Here is a 19,867-nt window from a genome sequence, read left to right as displayed (position 1 = left end):
TTCGCCGGAAGCGTTTGCAAAGCCAGATCAGATGTAATGAACATCGGGATTTTGCAGGATTTCCAACCAATTCCTCGTGGACAACACTGACCTGATGATGAGGCCAATGTCCGTAATAACATCCCTGACTCAGTTCTTCAAAAAGACTGTCGGATACACACCGGTTAATAAAGCGCTTAGGCTGATACTCTCAAAAAGAAAAACGTCTAACGGACCCTATAGGCGTCAAATAAGAAAGAATGGATTCACTACAGAGACCCCAAAGCCACTTCACTGGCCGACAGGATACGTTCCACAAGGCTATCGTCGATAGATTGAGATATAAACATAGCCTCGTACTGAGATGGCGCCATGTATATGCCCTGACTGAGCATACTGTTAAAATATCGACCGAATAGCGCAGTGTCGGATGTCGTGGCCGTAGCAAAGTCGGTAACTATTCTATCAGTAAAAAATAAGGTGAACATCGATCCCACCTGATTGATCGTGTAACCCAGCCCTTTGGAGAACAATTGCTTCTTCAGGCCCTCAACAAGATGAGAGGTCGTTGTATTGATGTGCTGATATACTTCAGGGTGGGATTTCAGATAACTCACCATTGCGAGCCCTGCCGCCATTGCCAGCGGATTGCCCGACAGTGTGCCCGCCTGATAAACCGGACCAACAGGAGAAACAGACTCCATGATATCGCGACGACCACCATAGGCGCCTACGGGAAGGCCACCTCCAATGATTTTCCCCATCGTAGTCATGTCTGGCGTTACGCCGTAAAGTTCCTGAGCGCCGCCGAGCGACAGCCTGAAACCTGTCATCACTTCATCGAAAATCAGCACGATGCCGTGGCTTGTACACAGCTTACGCAGGTCATGAAGATAACCTGGCTGAGGAGGAACACACCCCATATTGCCAACCACAGGTTCCAATATCAGAGCAGCGATCTGATCATGATTACTATCAATGATTCTCGCCACTGCATTGGCATCATTGAACGGTGCGATCAGCGTATCGGCCGCTGTTCCCTTCGTAACGCCTGGGCTATCCGGCGAACCGAACGTAAGAGCGCCACTGCCGGCTGCAATAAGAAACGAGTCGCCGTGACCATGGTAGCAGCCTTCCATCTTGATGATCTTGTCACGCCCGGTAAATCCACGTGCTACGCGTATAGCAGACATGGTTGCCTCAGTGCCTGAGTTCACCATTCGCACGCGCTCCACCGAAGGAACGATTGAACAGATCAATTCTGCCATGTCAACCTCGCGCGACGTAGGTGCGCCAAATGATGAAGAGCCTGCAAGCGCTTTACGCACCGCCTCCTCCACCAAAGGATGCGCATGACCCAGGATCATTGGCCCCCAGGAATTGATCAGGTCAACATAACTGTTACCATCTTCGTCGTTCAGCCATGCGCCATTTGCCGACCTCATGAAAACGGGATTGCCGCCAACGGCACGGAAAGCACGAACAGGCGAATTCACTCCACCCGGGATAAATTCCTTCGCACGCTCGAAAAGAGAACGACTTTTATCTCTGGAGTTACTCATCTACTTCTTGTCTATAACCTTCATGTTTCCTGCTTCGAACCGAATGAACGGAACGAGGTCGTTACTGCGTCCAGCCTGATAGTTGTGACCTTCGGTGATATATCCCGGAATTGCTCCTGCTTTCGCCATCGCCTCCTGGAAGTAGACACCGTTCTTCTTAAGCTGATTACCGAGGAACAACATCAGTTCATATCCTGTGCTCGCATAGTTTGTAGGAACACGACCGTGCGTCTTTACATACTTCCGGTTAAAGGCTCTTGCATAAGGTCGGCCTGCATCGACATAGTTTGGTGCGATGAGTGTAATGGGAAGATTCTGAAACTTTTCAAGATCAATGGTGTGCTGCTCTAACCAGCTCTCGGAACCAACAACCGGAATCTGGTCTCCACGTGTTTCAATTCCACTGATCACCTTAGCATAGATCAGGGCATCGTCTGAAGCAACATATATTCCTCCCACACTGTCCTTCTTCAACGCAAACTGTTTGGGGTTCTTAAAATCATCAAACTCCGTGGCGGTTGTGAGTATCGAAAGAATGTTTCCCGATTGCTCTCTGGAAAGCCTGTGAGTAGCCATAATCTTCATCCCCTTGGCCTGCGCGGCTGCTGCGAAACTTGCCGCTAACGTAGAGTCGCGTCGCGTCGTCCCGTAGAATATCAGGCACGTTTTCTTCTTTGCATTAGCTGACAGAAACTCACCGGCTTTTCTTCCCATTGTTTCAAGCGATGGCTGATACAGGAATGCGTAAGGATTGCTGCCCAGCAATTCAAGATTATTATGAAGTGGATTGAAAAGATTCACTCCATTCGTCAGTGAGAAGTCCACGATCGGCTTCACTTCCTCCTGAAAGAAAGGACCTACCAGCAAATCAGTATTCTTCAGTTCATCGGTATTAAGGACGCTCTTGATTTTGTTCACATTCCGCTCAGAGTCGTAGGCGCGCAGGCTGATCTTTACACCCTGCTTTGCCAGTGTATCAACCGCCAGCTTCATACCCTCATAGAAATCGAGCACGTTCTGATTCCGCTTGCTCGCGGTGGAAGGCTCAAGTGTATTAACCATGAAAGGCATCATCACAGACACCGAATAAATATCTTTGAAGAATGACTTCGGTGCTTCGGCAACAAAGTCGGCGCGATTGAGATTGAATGTCCGAATCAACTCGTCCAGCTGTGCTTTGTCGGTAGGATTAGAAGAATTTTTGGCAAGCTGCGTTGCCAACTGTTTGCCTACAACAGCATCGCGCGGATTCTCTTCACGCATCATGCGCAGCGTCTCAAGATCGGTAACTTCTGAAATACTCTTTGTTTTCAGCTGCTCAATCAAAGGTTGCAAACTTTTGTCCTGAATCGTTGACCATACCTTAAGACCTTGAAAATAGTCGCGGTCTTCCATGTTGATCTTTCCGATCCAAAAGTTGACCTCGTCCATCTTGTCCCACGCAGGACTTAACTTCTTGATTTCGTTGAGCGAAGTTTTAGCCAGTGGTTTGAAGCCCTGGTTATAGGCAGCCAGCGCGTAATAGAACGACGCGTATTGAGAATATGGATTATTCTTGTCGTAAGCGATCAGTGGCTTAAACGTCTCCATCGCCAGGTTGTACTTTCCTTCACGATAAAGTGTCTTAGCATTCAGATAGTGCTTATGGTAGTCGATCTGTGCGCATGCAGGCACGGCACAGAATATTATCATCAGGTAAGCAAGTTTCAATGTTCTCATCATCGCGAAAAAAATATGGATTCAAAGTGAAAGCGAACCGATCTCCACTACTCCCATTCGATGGTGGCCGGAGGCTTCGAGCTGATGTCATACACCACCCGATTTACACCCTTAACTTTGTTAATGATATCGCTCGATACGTTAGCCAGGAATTCGTAAGGCAGGTGCGCCCAATCGGCAGTCATGCCATCGGTGCTCGTCACTGCTCTTAAACTCACGACTCGCTCATAAGTTCGTTCGTCGCCCATGACACCTACTGATTGAATAGGCAGTAGCATAGCACCTGCCTGCCATACCTGATCATAAAGGCCGTGCTTCCTGAGACCGGAAATAAATATTGCATCAACTTCCTGAAGTATGCGGACCTTATCAGCAGTAATGTCGCCAAGAATACGGATGCCAAGACCAGGACCGGGGAACGGGTGCCTTCCCAGGATCTTCGGATCGATGCCCAACGTCTGACCTACTACACGCACTTCGTCTTTGAACAGCGTCTTCAGCGGCTCGATCACCTTAAGCTTCATTTTCGCCGGAAGCCCGCCCACGTTGTGATGCGACTTGATCGTTTGTGACGGACCATTTACAGAAACGGATTCAATCACGTCCGGATAAATGGTGCCTTGTCCCAGCCACTTAACGTCTGTTATACCGTGTGACTCTTCATCAAACACGTCGATGAATGTCTTGCCAATAGCTTTGCGCTTTGCTTCCGGATCTGTTAAACCCTTCAACGCATCATAAAATTTATCTCTGCTGTCGACACCTTTGATGTTCAGCCCCATGTGCTTGTAGGAATCAAGCACCTCTTCGAACTCGTTCTTGCGCAGGAGACCGTTGTCGACAAAAATGCAGGACAGGTTCTTGCCGATGGCGCGGTGGATCAACGTGGCTGCTACTGTTGAATCAACTCCACCGGACAACGCCATTACTACACGGTCGTTCCCTAAGGTGGCTTTCAATGACTCAACTGTACTTTCTACAAATTGCTCGGAAGTCCAATCCTGCGCGCACTTGCAGATATGGACAACGAAGTTTCTCAGCAGGGTCTTGCCCTGGAGCGTATGAGTTACCTCCGGATGAAACTGAATACCATAAACATCCGCTCCTCTTTTTTTGAATGCAGCAATAGCAACCGACGGCGTGCTGGCAATTACGTCAAAACCCTGAGGCGCGGCTGATATGGTGTCGGCGTGCGACATCCATACCTGCGTATCAAGCGATATCTCTTTGAACAAGTCATTCTGATGATCGACTGACGACAATAACGCACGACCATATTCCCGATGATGAGATGGCATAACCTGTCCCCCACCGGCCTGAGCCATCAGTTGGGCACCATAACAAACTCCGAGCAAAGGGAGGCTCTTAAACAGCTGCAGGTCAACCATGGGGGCCCCGTTGTCGCGGACCGAACATGGGCTTCCCGAAAGGATGATCCCTTTTATATCCGATGTTATCGTTGGAACCTTGTTAAAAGGATGAATCTCACAGTAAACATTAAGCTCTCGTACCCTGCGCGCAATCAATTGCGTGTACTGCGATCCAAAGTCGAGAATGAGGATTTGTTGCATGGCTGCAAAGATAACAGAACCGTGCAGGCACGCATCACAGGCGGTAAAAAAACTGGGTAGGCCGTCAGATGGGGCCGTTCATACGGGACCTACCATTGGAGAGCCACGATACCAATATTGAAACCTGCAGCCATGAAGTTGTTATAGCCATAGTTTTCGCTGCTGTTTGTTGAGAAGTCATAGTGCAGCGCGGCCGTCAATCCGAATCGACGGCGCTCACCTACACGCACCATAATGCCAGCTTCCGGCCGGGCCAGGAACCCATAAGCCGATTCCTGGTCCTGATAGATGTTGTACGACACGGTATAACGGTTTCGGTTCGCCCCAAGTCCCAGACCGACATACGGATAAAAGACTTGTTTGTCACCAATCGGAAAATAGTACTGCCCACTGAGCGCAGCAGCTACCTGGCCTATATCGTTAAAGTAATCCGTGGTGACCGCGCCATTCTCGGTATAGAACGTTTCAGTTGGCTTGTACGTCTCGAAATAATTCCAGTTCACGTCAAGTCCGACAGAAATCCGTCTCTGATCACCAATGAATTTTCTAAATCCAACCCTGGCACCCCTTGTGCTTGTGTCGTCAATCCAGTTCGTGTTCGACAATGGTTGATTCACGTCCCAGGCAAAGTAAAAATAACTCCGCTGAGCCAGTGCCGTCAAGGCAGTGGTCAGTATGAACATGCCCGTGACCAAAGCGTATCGCAAAATCAATCTGTTAGTTTTCCGGGATGGTAACGAAACCAATGGACTGATCGAACTATATGATGTTTTATTTCCTCGCATGATATTGCTCTAAAACTACACTACTACCTTCCCAAGTATGGCGATTGAATGAACGCCTGATCCAACGCCGCCTCTGACTGTTTAATGAGATCAATTGTGCTGTACACATCGCCCATCGAAGCATTCCATATCGACTTTACTTTTCTGTCTGCTGTGATGTGTCTGAGGTCAAGGATCTCAACGATGAGAGCGCCGGTATTCGATGCATAAGTACTTACGTAAGGATATCCGCCGTAATAACCTCCATATCCGTAACCATATCCATAATACGACGGGTAATAATAACCCGGATAGTTAACTTGCTGATACACGTTGTAATCGTTCACTATGTAAACATTTATGCGCAGATCGGGGTCCTCGTTTCTTGCCACTCTCTGAAAGCCACGTGCCTGCAGGTTCTCCTGCACTTTGTTTAAGACTGGCCGGGGATAGTTATTCGAAGAAGTCTGAACAAAGATTGTGTCGTTGGGACGCTGATTCGAAAAGAACCCTATGGTATCCGTTGCCATCGAATACGTCCTATATTCCGAAAAATTGACATCCCGGTCATAGGTGGTTGAAACCACCAATTCGTCAAGAAGCCTCATCGTGTCCGCGGGCGGCTCGCAACCCATCATAAAAATGGCAGGCAAAAAAAACATCAACTTCTTCATGTCATTCATTCCTCAGATTCAAAATTCTTAACTACTCAAATAAACGCGTGATCATCAATGCAAATTGCGTGCTGTATTGACACGGTTTTCACTGATAAAGTTTGAAGGAGGAGGGTCGATTTTTTTAGTTCAACAGCAGATCTGTTGAAATCCGGGCCATTACAGCAACAAGCCCAGTCCGAAGAACACAACAAACACCAGTGTACTCAGTGCCATCTGCTTGAGATAAGGGTCAAGCTCGCGCGACGGTTTGCGGGATACCGCTATGCCTATCCGCACAAACATTGGCGCACTTAACAGGAAGAGGAATTGGAGCGGAGTCTGATAGTTGAGTAATGTGTAGACCACCGCAGCCAGCAGTCCACCTACGATCAGGAACCAGTGATATTGTGCAGCACGTTCTTTTCCGATCCTCACAGGAATTGAAAATTTCCCTGCGGCGCGATCGGATTCAATGTCACGCATGTTATTCACGTTAAGCACCCCTATGGAAAAGAATCCACAACTGAGTGCTGGCAATGCTTCGCGCCACGAGACTTGTTTTGTGAAGAGATAGTATGATCCCAGTACACCAACTAATCCGAAAAAGATCAACACTGAAATATCGCCGAGTCCGGCATATCCATATGGGCGCTTGCCTACTGTATAGGCAATGGCTGCAATAATGCTCAGCACTCCCAATCCAAAGAAGAAGAGTATTGCATTCCAGTCGAAACCGAAGGAAACAAATAGTAAGGCAATGCCACTGAGCAGACATAACAAGACGAAGATTGTGACGGCGGCCCTCATCTGTGTGAGCGATATCACACCACTTTGAACTGCCCTTTTGGGACCTGTACGCTGTGCACTATCGGCACCGTTAACAGTGTCGCCGTAGTCATTAGCGAGGTTTGATAAAATCTGAAGAAAGATCGTTGTGGACACGCAAAGAAGGAATATGTCCCATCTGAAGGCATTGGCATTTGCTGCCAGAAAACCTCCCATACCTATGCATGATAACGCCAACGGAAGCGTTCTAAGCCTGAAAGCGCCAACCCAGGATCTAACTGTCATCTGCCTTATATTTCCAATGCCTTAAGAATCTCTTCACTCATCGGCGTAACCTTTGAGGAAAAGAAAGAGACGTTCTGCCCATCAGGACTTACCGTATACTTACAGAAGTTCCAGGAAGGTGATTGTCCCGTTTTGCTTTTCAGCCATTGATAAAGTGGGTGCTGATCGCGGCCCTTGACTGATATCTTTTCAAACATTTGAAAAGATACGCCATAATTCTTTTCACAGAATGTAGCAATGTCTTCATTACTACCAGGCTCCTGCCAGAGAAAGTTGTTCGCCGGGAAGCCCAACACTACAACCCGGTCGCCATACGTTTCATGAAGCTTCTCGAGGTCGGCATACTGCGGCGTATATCCGCACTTTGATGCTGTGTTTACAATCAGAAGATGCTTGCCCTTGTATTTCGAAAAGTCAATGTCCGAACCGTCGAGCGCCTTCATTCTGAGATCGTACAACGAAGCAGGAATGTTCCCGTTCCCGTCGGACATTATCTTGTTCGAAATAAATGCTGCAAGCCCCATGACAAGAATAACAAGTACTACTGATTTAATTAATCTCATTGATGATCTGACTATCGAGCGGGCTTACCTTTGATGCAAAGAATTTAATCGTTCCATCAGGCTTCACCAGGTATTTGCAGAAATTCCAGCTTGGCTCCTGCCCTGTTTTATCCTTAAGAAATTTGAATAACGCGTCCTGATCGTCACCCTTTACTGACACCTTTTCAAACATTTGAAAAGTCACGCCGTAGTTTTTTTGGCAGAACTCAGAAATCTCAGAATTTGATCCTGGCTCCTGGCCTCCGAAATTGTTCGCCGGAAATCCAAGTATTGTAATCTTAGAACCGTACTGATCATTGAGCTTTTGTAACTCAGCATACTGAGGAGTGAATCCGCATTTAGATGCCGTGTTCACAATCAATAATGTCTTGCCCTTATACTTGCCGAAGTCGATTACATCTCCTTCGATGGACGTCTTCTTAAATTCGTAAACTGATGCTGCTGGTGCCATGAGACAAATAAAGGCGAAAAGGAAGGCTTTCATAAGGCTATTGTTTAAAATAAAGTTACTTGGTTCTGTTGAATCCAGCTAATGGTTTGACAACCGCTTTTCGGTCTGACAAAAAATTTCTGTCTCCTGACCATTTATCGACTGCGTTTCCATCTGCTGGCAGTGGGTAATCGTGACAACTAAGAACAAAGTTAAATAGCAAAGTGTTTCTACACGCCGTTGGAAGCGGCGAAATATTACGTAAACGGTAACTATATGGGTTACATTTTGTCGGGAACCAAAATCCCCAAAATACCCATCGCTTTTCGCAGGGTATCGGCTACCACATGCGAGAGCGCAATCCGAAAGCGGAGTTGCACGGGATCCGGATCCTGCTCCTTAAAAATCGGCACGTTCTGATAAAACTTGTTGTATTCCTTCGCCAGATCATAAGCGAAGTTGGCAACGACTGCTGGTGAGTATTCACGAGCTCCCTCATGCAGACGGTTCTCGTACTGACACAGAACACCAAGAGTATCACGTTCTGACGGCTGAAGGACTTTGACTTTTGCAAGATCTGCCGCTGTGGGAACAATATTCAGCTTTTCCGCTGTGCGGATGATAGAGCGAATACGCGCGTGCGTGTATTGTATGAACGGCGCAGTGAAGCCCTGCAGCGCTATTGATTCATTCGGATCGAACAGCATTCGTTTCTTGGGATCAACCTTAAGGAGGAAAAACTTAAGGGCACCCATGCCGATCATTTCAAATAAAACTTTCAGCTCGCTTTCATCCCATCCCTCGATCTTACCTGCTTCACGCGTCACCACTTCTGCGTCATGAACCATTTCCTTCATGAGATCATCAGCATCAACGACTGTACCCTCACGTGATTTCATTTTACCTGTTGGCAAATCAACCATGCCATAAGAAAGGTGAAAACAACGGTTTGCCCACTCAAAGCCGAGTTTTTTCAGAATGAGGAACAGTACCTTGAAATGATATTCCTGTTCGTTCCCGACGGTATAGATCTGGCCCTCGATGCGCGGAAAGTCATGAAAGCGCAGTATGGCAGTGCCGATATCCTGCGTCATGTATACCGAAGTGCCATCAGCCCTCAGGAGAACTTTTTGGTCGAGGCCATCGGAAGTGAGATCCACCCACACTGATCCGTCTTCCTTGCGAAAGAATGTGCCACTCTCCACTCCCTTTAGCACTTCCTCTTTTCCCAACAGATATGTATCCGACTCGTAATACAATTTCTCGAACACGACACCCATGCGCTTATAGGTAGCGTTGAAGCCGGCATAAACCCAACTGTTCATCATGCGCCAAAGCTCCACTGTCTCCGGATCCTTTTGTTCCCATTTACGCAGCATGTCTACTGCGAGCTGCATAATGGGCGCGTCTCTCTCAGCCTGCTTTTCGTCGGCGCCGCCATCCATCAATTGCGCCTTCTCTGCTTTGAATGTCTTATCAAACAGGACATAGTATTTTCCGACGAGATGATCACCCTTTATGCCGCTGCTCTCTGGTGTTTCGCCTTTTCCATAAAGCTTCCATGCAGCCATCGACTTGCAGATGTGGATGCCCCGGTCGTTGATGATCTGAACGCGATTGACTTTATAACCGATCGCTTCATACAACGCAGCTACGCTATAGCCAAGGAAGTTATTTCTTAAATGTCCAAGATGTAGTGGCTTGTTTGTATTCGGAGATGAGTACTCGATCATGATCTCCTGCCCATTGGGAGGCAGCTCACCAAAGTGACGGTTGGAAAAGATCGATTCGAATTCGGACAACCAAACGCGGTCGCGCAGCACCAGGTTAAGAAAACCCTTTACTGCGTTAAACCGTTCGACCTGCGTTCCATTCTCAACCAACCAGGTGCCTACCGCTTTCGCTGTCTCCTCAGGGCTTTTCCGGGACATCTTCACCAACGGAAAACACACCAGTGTATGAGTTCCTTCAAACTCCTGATTCGTGGGCTGCAGCTGAAGGCCGTCGACCTGCTGACCGAACAACGCGGTTACAGCATCCTGGATTTCTTTTCTTAAAAGCTGATCGAGATTCATGCAATACAGATTCTGATTTGCCTTGCCTTCGCAGGGATCACCTCGCGTTACAAGAATGTTCCTTTAGATCTTAACACGTCTGTCCTTCGCGCAACGATTCTTTCCCATTGCGTGTATGGCAACAGTGACGATCGTTGGCGACTACAGCATTACCATTCCAGCACGTAGGCAAATAACAGGGGCGCTACAATTGTTGCGTCGCTCTCAATAATGTACTTGGGCGTTTCAATGCTCAGTTTACCCCAGGTGATTTTCTCATTGGGAACTGCGCCTGAATAAGAACCGTAGCTGGTGGTTGAATCACTGATCTGACAGAAGAAACTCCAATAAGGAACGTTGTCCATCTCGAGATCCTGATGAAGCATTGGCACCACGCAGATTGGGAAATCGCCGGCAATTCCTCCACCGATTTGGAAGAAACCAATGCCATCTTTACCTGAATTCTTGATATACCAGTCGGCGAGCCACGTCATGTATTCAATGCCGCTCTTCATTGTCGAAGCTTTCAGTTCACCGGTATACACGTACGATGCGAATATGTTACCCATAGTTGAGTCTTCCCATCCGGGCACGACCATTGGCATGTTCTTTTCAGCTGCCGCGATCATCCAGGAGTTCTTTGGGTCGATCTCGTAGTATTGTTTCAAATCACCGCTGTTGAGCATGCGGAACATGAACTCATGCGGGAACAAACGCTCACCTTTATCTTCAGCATCTTTCCAAACCGCGAACAAATGTTTCTGCAGTTTCCGGAATGCTTCTTCTTCAGGAATACAAGTGTCAGTTACACGGTTAAGGTGATTCTGTAAGAGGTCCCACTCCTGGGCAGGAGTAAGATCACGATAATTAGGAATTCGCTTATAGTGAGAGTGAGCAACCAGGTTCATGATATCTTCCTCCAGGTTGGCGCCAGTACAGGAAATGATCTGAACCTTATCCTGACGGATCATTTCGGCGAAGCTGATGCCGAGTTCACCCGTGCTCATAGCACCTGCCAATGTCACCATCATTTTCTTGCCGGACTCGATGTGCTTCTTGTATCCTTTAGCGGCATCGACCAGGGCTGCAGCGTTGAAATGAAGAAAATGCTTTTCAATAAACGATGTGATGGGTTTGCTTTGACTCATGATTATGACTGTGTGATTATACCGCGTTAGTTATGAGGAAGTTACAAGATGCTGTTCCGACAATTGTTACGACATCTCTTCCTTGTGCAAGTATACTATATTTATCAGGAAAACCAGATTGTCTATCGTAGTTGGCTGTTCATACATTTGAAAACCCGGCAGGAGTGCATGGTTTCCGTCGTACATAACCTTTTTCAAAATCAAATTTAGTAGTTGCCGGGAATGGTCATGGAACACGACAATAGAGCGACCCCTTTGGTCTGCACAGTCCCATTTGTTCTGCACAGGATTTTCAACAAACCAATAGGAAAATAGTATAGAACGCCCTCTCGAACGTCCTTTTCTGATGTGAAGTGAATAAATACTATCTCCTTAGTGATCGTATCTTCTGAATATCCTCGCTGTTTACAAGTTCGAGGTAACAATCCCTCGCTACAAAATAAATTCGGCCATCTTCCTCGTTTAAAAAGCTAACCTTACCTGGCTCTCCCTTGCAGGACGGGGAAAGTTTAAATGGAACGGGAGTACCCGTAAATGTCACTACATATCTTTCATTGTCTTTTCTGATACTAAATTCTACATCTTCATCAGATGTAAAACCAACATTGTAGTTTGTCTCAAAATACACAGCCGGCATCCGTACATACTCAATACCCTGATATGTTCTTTTGAACTCATCACTTTCTAGCACATGAAAAAATAATAACGTGTCAGTGCCGTTTAAAAGCTCGATAGTAGCATCACCTGGATAAGGAAGAATTTTAGTTTTCGAAGCATCAAGATCTTTTTTCCCACTTCTAATCTCCATGTTTTCATAATACACAGTAGATAGTAACTTCCCTTTATCATCAAAATACCTGAATCCGTAAATATGTGGATGTTCTTTGCCGTCATACATAAGTTTTCCAGCATACTCTACCCATTGGTAAACGGGCATATCTTCTGCGCCTAGATTGATCAAAGTAGCGCTCTGCGATACGCCTGCCGGTCTTCTCGCACTATCCTGCCGCAGAGTTGCATTCTCATCCGATTTTACCGAACTGTTACAGAAAAACACAGTGCAACTCAGACACAGTAACAGTGAACTTATAATAACTCTATTTCTCATCGTTTAGGAGGTAAGGTAATACTCTCAACTTCATATTCTTCTGTAACATCGCCAACGTTGCCCAGACCAGTAAAGGTGTCCCAATCCCAATCAAAACCACCAGCTGCCCCAACTCCTCTAGCAAATTTTGCACAATAAGTCGCACTGTTACAATAATTGTATCCACCTGTGTATCCACCAAAAGGTAAATACCCTTCGCTTTCTGCACCTCGTGCATAACCTAACATTGCACCGTAATTGAGATTTTTCGCTAATGCCCCAACTATTGTTCCATATCCTGCTAACAAAGGTGACTTATGAAGCTTAGTCAAGATCGCAGTCATGTTTTCATTATCAGACTTACCGAAGTCCCAATTAGGAATAGACAAACCTCTGTAATTTTTACTTGACCGTACAGCACCTTCATCCTTTCCGCGTTTTCTGCCTTTTACATCTGGTCTATCATATCGACCAAAATCAAAATAATTTGTTTCACCTTTATCATTAATCAACACGACCCCAGCATGACCCGCACCGTTCACTTTCCCATCACCATCTCCAAAAGTTTTCTCGCCCCATTGTGCAAGACCTTGATTTGACGGTATATCTGGATTAGCATCTGGGAAGGATACGAATATTGCCATTCCAGTTTGAAGATCTCCATTGTCCTTTAAACTCTGATTAACTTCGCTCCACTGAACTTCTTCCCCTTTTTCATTCTCATACCTCTTGCTTTCCCAGTTGTATGTATAAGGAGCCATACCTTCGGGATCAATAAAGCGGACAGGATTATCAAAGGCATAAGCGTACGGACTCCATCTTCTCATTTTATGCGACAATGGATCGCTCACCATCCAGCGTCCTATTGATGCATCGTACATTCTTGCTCCGTGATCATACCAATCCAAGCCGAGCTCGTCTTGCTTTTCCTTTCCGGTAAATAAATGATTATTGGTTACAGAGTTTTCTCTTTTATACGAGTTAAAGGCGAGACCAAATGGATAGTAATCCTGTGCCGAAATTATCGGCGATTTAATATGCTCAACTTTGAAATCATCAAAGAAAACACTCACCGGCGTAGTCTCCTCATTTGATAAGAATATGTAGATATACCCCGGCTCCGTAATAGCCAAATTATCAAAGAACAATCTCTCGTGATCCACGTCACCGCCCGTCTCCTGCGGTGTTGACGATAACCGCTTGTAGCCCGAGGTCTTAACACCAAAGTTACGATCAAACAAGATATAATTCAAATATGCCTTTGGCCCACCGGTGCTTCCTGCCGTGTTAATTATCCCAGGGAACGGAAAAGACGACGTGCTCGTGGAATAGGTTGAGCCATCCACAACAACGCCTGCCGCACCATTGCTGATTTGAGTCATCAGGTTGGCAAGCGCGGTAGTCCAGTTGCCGCTATTGTTGGTATCTACATACTTGGCATAAACTTCAATATTAAGCTTATCACCCGGCATCACACTGATAGATCGCGCCAGTCCGAACTTTTCATTGGTCGACCCATTAAGTCGTTGGGCGTATCCTGTAGAAGCGCCGTTAGTGCGGTCAAACAACGTTGACTGGACTCTCTTTACATTTTGATAGCGCAGGAATTTGGCCTGTTCGGCATTCATGTTTGCCGTCTCCAGAGTGGCCGTTGCGCTTTCGGTCTCATCCCTACTGGTGAAGGTGACACGTATGTTCCCCAGGTGGTCCTTCAGATGATATTGATACTCGGGAGCGGTAGTGGTCAGTTGGATGACTTCGAACTCGTTAATATAAAACGCATCGCCAGACGTTACAGCAGTATTCCAGGTAACACCGACGTGCAACGTCGACGCTCCGCCAGGGACTGTTACTATTTGCTCTACCCACGACTCCGTCGCCAGGCTACCCGGTAGCGCGACGCCGGGCCAGTTCAAGTCGGTAGTTGAATTCGTCTTCACAGAAATGTATACGGGATTGGTGCCGCGATAACCTTTAATGCGAATCTTATAACGTTCATTTGGAATTACATTGATAGTATTTCCTATTCGTGTAACCCCTGCACGCGCAGTCGCGCTACTTGCCGTCACGCGAACATACTCCTCATTGGTGTTAGTATCATCATAATCAAACAGCGTTGCATTCGAAGCTGTCATCGTTGTCAAACTCTTGCCTGCATCTGTGAGTACCAGCTTTGTCGAGGCCACTACTATTCTACCCTCGTCATGATTAACAAACTGAAGTGTGTTGTTCTCATAAACGTAGTCGCCAACGTAATCTGTCCTTGTTTGAATTGTTCCGGAAGTCACAATCTGAGCGAGCTTGCGTCCGTTCGCATCATACACATATCTGATTGTGTTCCCCGATTTTGTAACGGTCTCGGGTAAACTTAAGAAGTTGTACGCTATCAGGTTGCTGGCGTCGTTGACGTTGCTGCCAATACCTTTGTTAAGATCTCGCGTCATGTTCCCCAACGAGTCGTAAGAATAGTCGACGTTTGTGCCGGTATTGCCGTCCACGAATCCTTTAGCTTTATCAACCGATATGGCAGCGTTATCTTGTACGTAAAGAAGAAGGTTCCCCGCTGTTGTCCCCGAACCATAATTGTAAGAAAGGTTATCTATAGTACCTCCACCCAGGCCCTTTCTTTGAAGCGCCCGGATATTTCCGTTCATATCATAACTTGATACACTTTCATCATATTGTCCAGGGACCCAGCCTGCATTGTTTTGCAAGCTGGCAGCCGTTAGCAGGCGATTCATCGGATCATACGAGAAATTGTAACCCATTTCTTTTATGGTTGAATTTCCTTGATTTACGCTCCATTTTATTCCAGAGATGTTGCCATTGAAAACTCCTGTGTTAGCCGTTCCAATGCCCAGGTTGTATCCGAGCTCCATACCGAAATGGTCACGGACAGCGTCACCCGATGCAATTGAACTGACGTCGCTATTGTTTATTTTCGTGAGCCAGCCTCGGATATTATAGTTAAAGTCAACGCTCTGCTTTGCATCGGTAGCCGCGGCTATTGTGCTGTGCAGCTTCTTGTCAGTGAGCTGTCCTAATTCGTTATAATCATTCTTGCTTACAAGAACTGGGCTTTCCGTGTCCAGCTTATGCCAAAGTCGAATTAAGCGACCCGCGTTGTCATATTCCATATTGCGCACAACAACGCGTGATGTTGGAATGCTTGTTGTGTGAGTGGTCTTGCTTTCAAGTACCTTACCGGAAAAGTCAATTACAGTCGAAATTCGATCTGTTCCACCTAGCTGGTTGTCCGAAATGACTTGAACAGGTCGTAACTTGTAGTCAAAATAGGTAATCGACTTAAGATAATTGGAACCACCCACGATCCCACCATCAAGTATTTTGACCTTGGTTCCGGTCAGTTGACCGACTACGCGCGCATGTTCTGCCGTAGGAAGAGTGTATGTTACGCTACCGACGGTTTCGTCCAACGATTCGTTAACATATGTATACGTCCCCGTCCATAGTGAACGGAATGCATAAGAATCGTAATAGTTGACCTTCAAATAATTATTGACAACGGTTTCTTGCGGATACGATTTGTTGTCATATCCGTGAACATTGCCTGCCGCACTGCCAACATAAGTTTCAAACCAAGCCTGGGAAGCTGTCAGGTTTGCGTAGTAATTATTAACTGCAAGTTGTATCGCCGACCTGGTACTAGAATTGGCAGTTATGCCTGTTGCAACCGGACGGTTATAAACATCGTACTTTGTAAATGACCAATATTTAGTCGTGCCCGCTCGCTGATTGCCGTCCTGAGTCAAAACAAGCCGGTTCCTTTTGTCGTATATCATGTAAACGGCGGCTGCGCCAGGAACGTGCTTTTGAGTCATGCGACGCGATGCGTCATACGTATATCGAAACGCCCATCGAGCCAAAAACGAGTTCCTGGTCGCTGACGTTGAACCAGATTGATAATAGTAAGTTGCAAGCTGGGAAGTTGCTTCTGGTGGAATTACGCAAACCAGGTTATCATAACCATCATATATGTAATACGTGCTTGCATAGTTGGTGTCGTTGATCGCTGGAGTTCCGGCTGTAGACTGCACTCTTTTAAGTACTACTTTCCCCGCTTTGTCCTTATACTCGATAACCTCATTGTACTGCTCGTCCTTGGTTCGGGTTTTATAAAGCTCGTTGGCACTATAGTAGGTCAAAGTTGGTGACGTGCCTGCATCAACGAGTCCAAGCGGATACGCGGCTGTTGGATAAACGTAGGACCATTTAAGCACTTCCGATGCTACATTTGATTCATATTTTGATTTAACCGTTCTGTCCGTCGACTCCCAGGTGTTAACTGCATCTGGCTGCCACGCTGCACCTGGACTACCCTGTTCTGTTGCCCGGTTCAATGGGCTGGCCTCAAACCTTGTCTCACTATATGGGTTTTGATCAGTGGGCAACGCACCTCCAGGCTGATAAAACGCGTATTGTTTGCCCGTTATATATTGAGCTTGTTCGGTGCCTGTAGAATTCGGGTCGCGCATGGCGTTGCCTTTGTACCATCCTGTGTTCTCGTCCGCATAAGGCAAATACTTTTTCGCTTCTCTCCCGAATAGATCATATACGATTGGCTGCACCACGTCCAGTGAACCTGGCGATCCCTGGTGAATGACACTTTGCATAGTTCGTCCAAGACCATCAATGAAATTCATTGATGTCATTCGTTCAGATACAGTCGCCGACTCAACTAATGCAAGTGTATTTTTTCCTGGCACCGTAACATCGATTGTTCGCACATAATTTTGATCAAGTTCGACGGCAATGACCGTGTTTGAATTTACAGACGTTCTAGTTGCGTTTACAGCACGAACCCGATAGTAATAGGTCTTCTTGGGAATTAGTCCGGATATCGTCGTGCTCGTACCACTAACAGTCACATTGTTATACGTTGAGAAGAACGTTGTAAACTCGCTATTCGATGAAACGTCTACCCGGTAAGACGTTGCATTTGTCGCCGCATTCCAATTGGCCACAAATGATGTGGACGTTATCGCCGTTGCTTTTGTAGCAACGGGTGGATTTAGAAGTGTTGAGACTGTGGTATTGGTTGAGCTTACTGACGAACCTGCTCCGTTCACAGCGCGGACACGGTAGTAGTAGGTCTTTCCTGTTTGAAGACCTGATACATTCTGTGAACTTGATCCATTGACAACAAGACCGTTGTATCCTGTAACAAAGGATGTAAAGGTGGAGACGGTGGAAACATCAAGGCGATAACTTGTCGCAAAACTGGAGGGAATCCAATTTGCATTGAAAGACGTAGGTCCGATGTTTGTCGCCACCGCGGGCGTCGGCACTGGAGGAACAAGCAATGCTGCCTTGACGGCTGAATAAGAAGAAGTTCCTGAAGAGTTAACGGACCTCACCCTATAATAGTAAGTCATGCCGCTTGCTAAAGAGGTCACACTTGCAGAATTGGTTGTAACGGAAAAGTTACTGTAACCCGTCACGAATGAGCCGAAGTTGATGTCAGTCGAAACTTCCAATCTGTAACTTGCCGCTCCATTTGCCGCAATCCAGTTAGCAACAAAAGAAGTTGCCGCAACTGACGAAGGATTTGTCGTTAAAGGCGCTGGTGGAACGGTAATTACCATAATTGGATCGGAACTCGTTGATTGTCCTGTTGGATTGACAGCTCGGACACGATAGTAGTAGGTCGATCCTGGATTAGCGTTGGCTGTGTAGCTTGTGCTGGAACTGAATTGCGTATTAAGCCCGGAGGAAAAGTTAATGTCATCGGCGAAATCAATGTAGTATCCTGTCGCACTATAAACCGACCCCCAATTCGCAATGAACGTTGTCGCCGTGATACCGGTTGCTAAAGACGCCACGGGCTTCTCTGGCAGGAGGCGCGCGTATCCGTTCGTTGAAACGTTGGATATGCCGGCACCATTGACTGCGCGAACCCGGTAAAAAAATTCATACCCTGCAGGAAGGCCAGTTATCGGTAACGTGAGTCCTGACACTGGATACGCTACCACCCCTGAAACCAGTTGCGTAAAATTAGAGTCCCAGGCCAGGTCAACAAGATAACTTGTGGCTCCTTCTGACGTTGACCAATTAGCGTTAAAGCTGCTATTGGTAATATTAGTTGCCTGGATGATCAAAGGCGGGGATGGAATTGTCAATACGTCTATCGGACTTGAATAGTCAGTGGTCCAACCGCTGTTCCGTGCTCTTACCCGAAATGAATATGTTCGGCCACCTGCTAAACCCGTCACGTTCGCGGACGTGCTGCTCGTACCCAAGGGATCGTATCCAGGTACAAGTGAAGAGAAACCGTTCTCACTGACCTCTAACAAGTATTGGGTTGCACCACTTACAGACCCCCAATTCGCTGTGAAAGAACTGTTGGTGACATTGCTTGCACCTTGCGCATTGGGTGGGGATGGCAGCGTGGTGAAAGAAAGAACATTTGATGGGCCGGACGTGCCGACGGCATTCGAAGCTCTAACTCTAACGTAATAGAGTGTATTTCCTGTGAGGCCAATGATGGAAGCACTACTGCCGCCAGATGTCCCACTAATAATCGACGAGAATCCGGGATCAGGACTCACTTCAACAGTATATCCGGTTGCATCCGATGCATTGATCCAATTCGCGGTAAAACTGGAAGAGGTAACATTAGTAGCACTTGTTAAAGTCGGGGGTGAAGGCGGTGGTTGTGTTGTTGTCGCAGAGGTGTAGGTGGAAAGATTCGACGAGGCCGAGGCATTAGCAGATCTAAGCCGGTAATAATAGGTCGTACTACCAGTTAGTCCGTTAATAGCCTCACTTGTGCCGGATACTGTCTTTCCATTGTAGTTTGGAATGTGTGATGTAAAGCCAGAATTTGTTGATACATACAAAATATAATAAGTCGCTCCAGACACTGGACCCCAGTTCGCCGTAAACCCGCTATAACTTATATTGGAGGCGGTGGATGGTGTGGGCACTGGAGGTGGTGCCGCATTCACTGTGATGTTCAGCTGAGCCAAAGGCATGCTGCCATCAAAAAAAGCCAGCGTCTCGGCACCTGCATTGGCCCATGTAATGGTAATATAGTACGTCGTACCACTTTGCCACTGTGAATTGACCGTGCCTCTATAGTTAGCAAGATTCCAAAGGGGACTAAAAACCATTGATCCTCTCGAATACGAATAAGTCACTGAGCTTCCGACTGTCACATTGGTGCTACCGCTAATTTGCGCGTAAGCGTTTGACATCATCAGGAAACTAAGGATAAAAACAAGTTGTATTGTATATTTCATA

Annotated in this window: 12 protein-coding genes; all 12 read right to left on the bottom strand. The window is 46.7% G+C overall.

Going from position 1 to position 19,867, the window contains the following annotated elements; all coding sequences use genetic code 11:
- Positions 1-248: 248 nt before the first annotated feature.
- Entirely contained in the window at positions 249-1,541 is a 1,293-nt protein-coding gene (gene hemL / locus WBG78_RS15860; protein ID WP_337327431.1) for a glutamate-1-semialdehyde 2,1-aminomutase, read from the bottom strand.
- A complete protein-coding gene (locus WBG78_RS15855; RefSeq protein WP_337327430.1) occupies positions 1,542-3,263 on the bottom strand; it encodes an ABC transporter substrate-binding protein in 1,722 nt (573 codons plus the stop codon).
- Between the two features lie 44 nt (positions 3,264-3,307).
- Positions 3,308-4,831, bottom strand: coding sequence for a glutamine-hydrolyzing GMP synthase (gene guaA, locus WBG78_RS15850; protein WP_337327429.1), 1,524 nt, complete (start codon positions 4,829-4,831; stop codon positions 3,308-3,310).
- 89 nt (positions 4,832-4,920) lie between these two features.
- Positions 4,921-5,538, bottom strand: coding sequence for a hypothetical protein (locus WBG78_RS15845; protein WP_337327428.1), 618 nt, complete (start codon positions 5,536-5,538; stop codon positions 4,921-4,923).
- A gap of 101 nt (positions 5,539-5,639) precedes the next feature.
- On the bottom strand, positions 5,640-6,203 hold the full coding sequence (locus tag WBG78_RS15840; RefSeq protein ID WP_337327427.1) for a DUF4136 domain-containing protein: 564 nt from the start codon (positions 6,201-6,203) through the stop codon (positions 5,640-5,642).
- 225 nt (positions 6,204-6,428) lie between these two features.
- Positions 6,429-7,322 carry a 1,4-dihydroxy-2-naphthoate polyprenyltransferase gene (locus WBG78_RS15835; protein ID WP_337327426.1) on the bottom strand — a complete coding sequence of 298 codons (894 nt, stop codon included), beginning with the start codon at positions 7,320-7,322 and terminating at the stop codon, positions 6,429-6,431.
- Between the two features lie 5 nt (positions 7,323-7,327).
- Positions 7,328-7,885 carry a glutathione peroxidase gene (locus tag WBG78_RS15830; protein ID WP_337327425.1) on the bottom strand — a complete coding sequence of 186 codons (558 nt, stop codon included), beginning with the start codon at positions 7,883-7,885 and terminating at the stop codon, positions 7,328-7,330.
- Positions 7,872-8,369 (bottom strand): glutathione peroxidase, encoded by a 498-nt coding sequence (locus WBG78_RS15825; protein ID WP_337327424.1) that lies wholly within the window; start codon positions 8,367-8,369, stop codon positions 7,872-7,874. Before WBG78_RS15825 ends, WBG78_RS15830 begins: the two co-directional genes overlap by 14 nt.
- Positions 8,370-8,596: 227 nt before the next feature.
- Positions 8,597-10,390, bottom strand: a complete 1,794-nt coding sequence (argS, locus tag WBG78_RS15820; RefSeq protein WP_337327423.1) for an arginine--tRNA ligase — start codon at positions 10,388-10,390, stop codon at positions 8,597-8,599.
- Between the two features lie 149 nt (positions 10,391-10,539).
- Complete coding sequence (locus tag WBG78_RS15815; RefSeq protein ID WP_337327422.1) at positions 10,540-11,517, bottom strand: deoxyhypusine synthase family protein; 978 nt, start codon at positions 11,515-11,517, stop codon at positions 10,540-10,542.
- A gap of 364 nt (positions 11,518-11,881) precedes the next feature.
- On the bottom strand, positions 11,882-12,454 hold the full coding sequence (locus tag WBG78_RS15810; RefSeq protein ID WP_337327421.1) for a hypothetical protein: 573 nt from the start codon (positions 12,452-12,454) through the stop codon (positions 11,882-11,884).
- Positions 12,455-12,621: 167 nt separating this feature from the next.
- Complete coding sequence (locus WBG78_RS15805; protein ID WP_337327420.1) at positions 12,622-19,866, bottom strand: fibronectin type III domain-containing protein; 7,245 nt, start codon at positions 19,864-19,866, stop codon at positions 12,622-12,624.
- Position 19,867: the final 1 nt, after the last annotated feature.

Origin of the sequence: Chryseolinea sp. T2, from assembly GCF_037203685.1 — a bacterium.
Classification (GTDB): Bacteria; Bacteroidota; Bacteroidia; order Cytophagales; family Cyclobacteriaceae; genus Chryseolinea.
This window is presented reverse-complemented; position numbering and strand designations above follow the sequence as displayed.

What these genes read in the sequence shown, in the direction of transcription:
- hemL (WP_337327431.1), bottom strand. Translation starts at nt 1,541, where the DNA reads ATGAGTAACTCCAGAGATAAAAGTCGTTCTCTTTTCGAGCGTGCGAAG.
- WBG78_RS15855 (WP_337327430.1), bottom strand. Translation starts at nt 3,263, where the DNA reads ATGATGAGAACATTGAAACTTGCTTACCTGATGATAATATTCTGTGCC.
- guaA (WP_337327429.1), bottom strand. Translation starts at nt 4,831, where the DNA reads ATGCAACAAATCCTCATTCTCGACTTTGGATCGCAGTACACGCAATTG.
- WBG78_RS15840 (WP_337327427.1), bottom strand. Translation starts at nt 6,203, where the DNA reads ATGAGGCTTCTTGACGAATTGGTGGTTTCAACCACCTATGACCGGGAT.
- WBG78_RS15835 (WP_337327426.1), bottom strand. Translation starts at nt 7,322, where the DNA reads ATGACAGTTAGATCCTGGGTTGGCGCTTTCAGGCTTAGAACGCTTCCG.
- WBG78_RS15830 (WP_337327425.1), bottom strand. Translation starts at nt 7,885, where the DNA reads ATGAGATTAATTAAATCAGTAGTACTTGTTATTCTTGTCATGGGGCTT.
- WBG78_RS15825 (WP_337327424.1), bottom strand. Translation starts at nt 8,369, where the DNA reads ATGAAAGCCTTCCTTTTCGCCTTTATTTGTCTCATGGCACCAGCAGCA.
- argS (WP_337327423.1), bottom strand. Translation starts at nt 10,390, where the DNA reads ATGAATCTCGATCAGCTTTTAAGAAAAGAAATCCAGGATGCTGTAACC.
- WBG78_RS15815 (WP_337327422.1), bottom strand. Translation starts at nt 11,517, where the DNA reads ATGAGTCAAAGCAAACCCATCACATCGTTTATTGAAAAGCATTTTCTT.
- WBG78_RS15810 (WP_337327421.1), bottom strand. Translation starts at nt 12,454, where the DNA reads ATGCCCGTTTACCAATGGGTAGAGTATGCTGGAAAACTTATGTATGAC.
- WBG78_RS15805 (WP_337327420.1), bottom strand. Translation starts at nt 19,866, where the DNA reads ATGAAATATACAATACAACTTGTTTTTATCCTTAGTTTCCTGATGATG.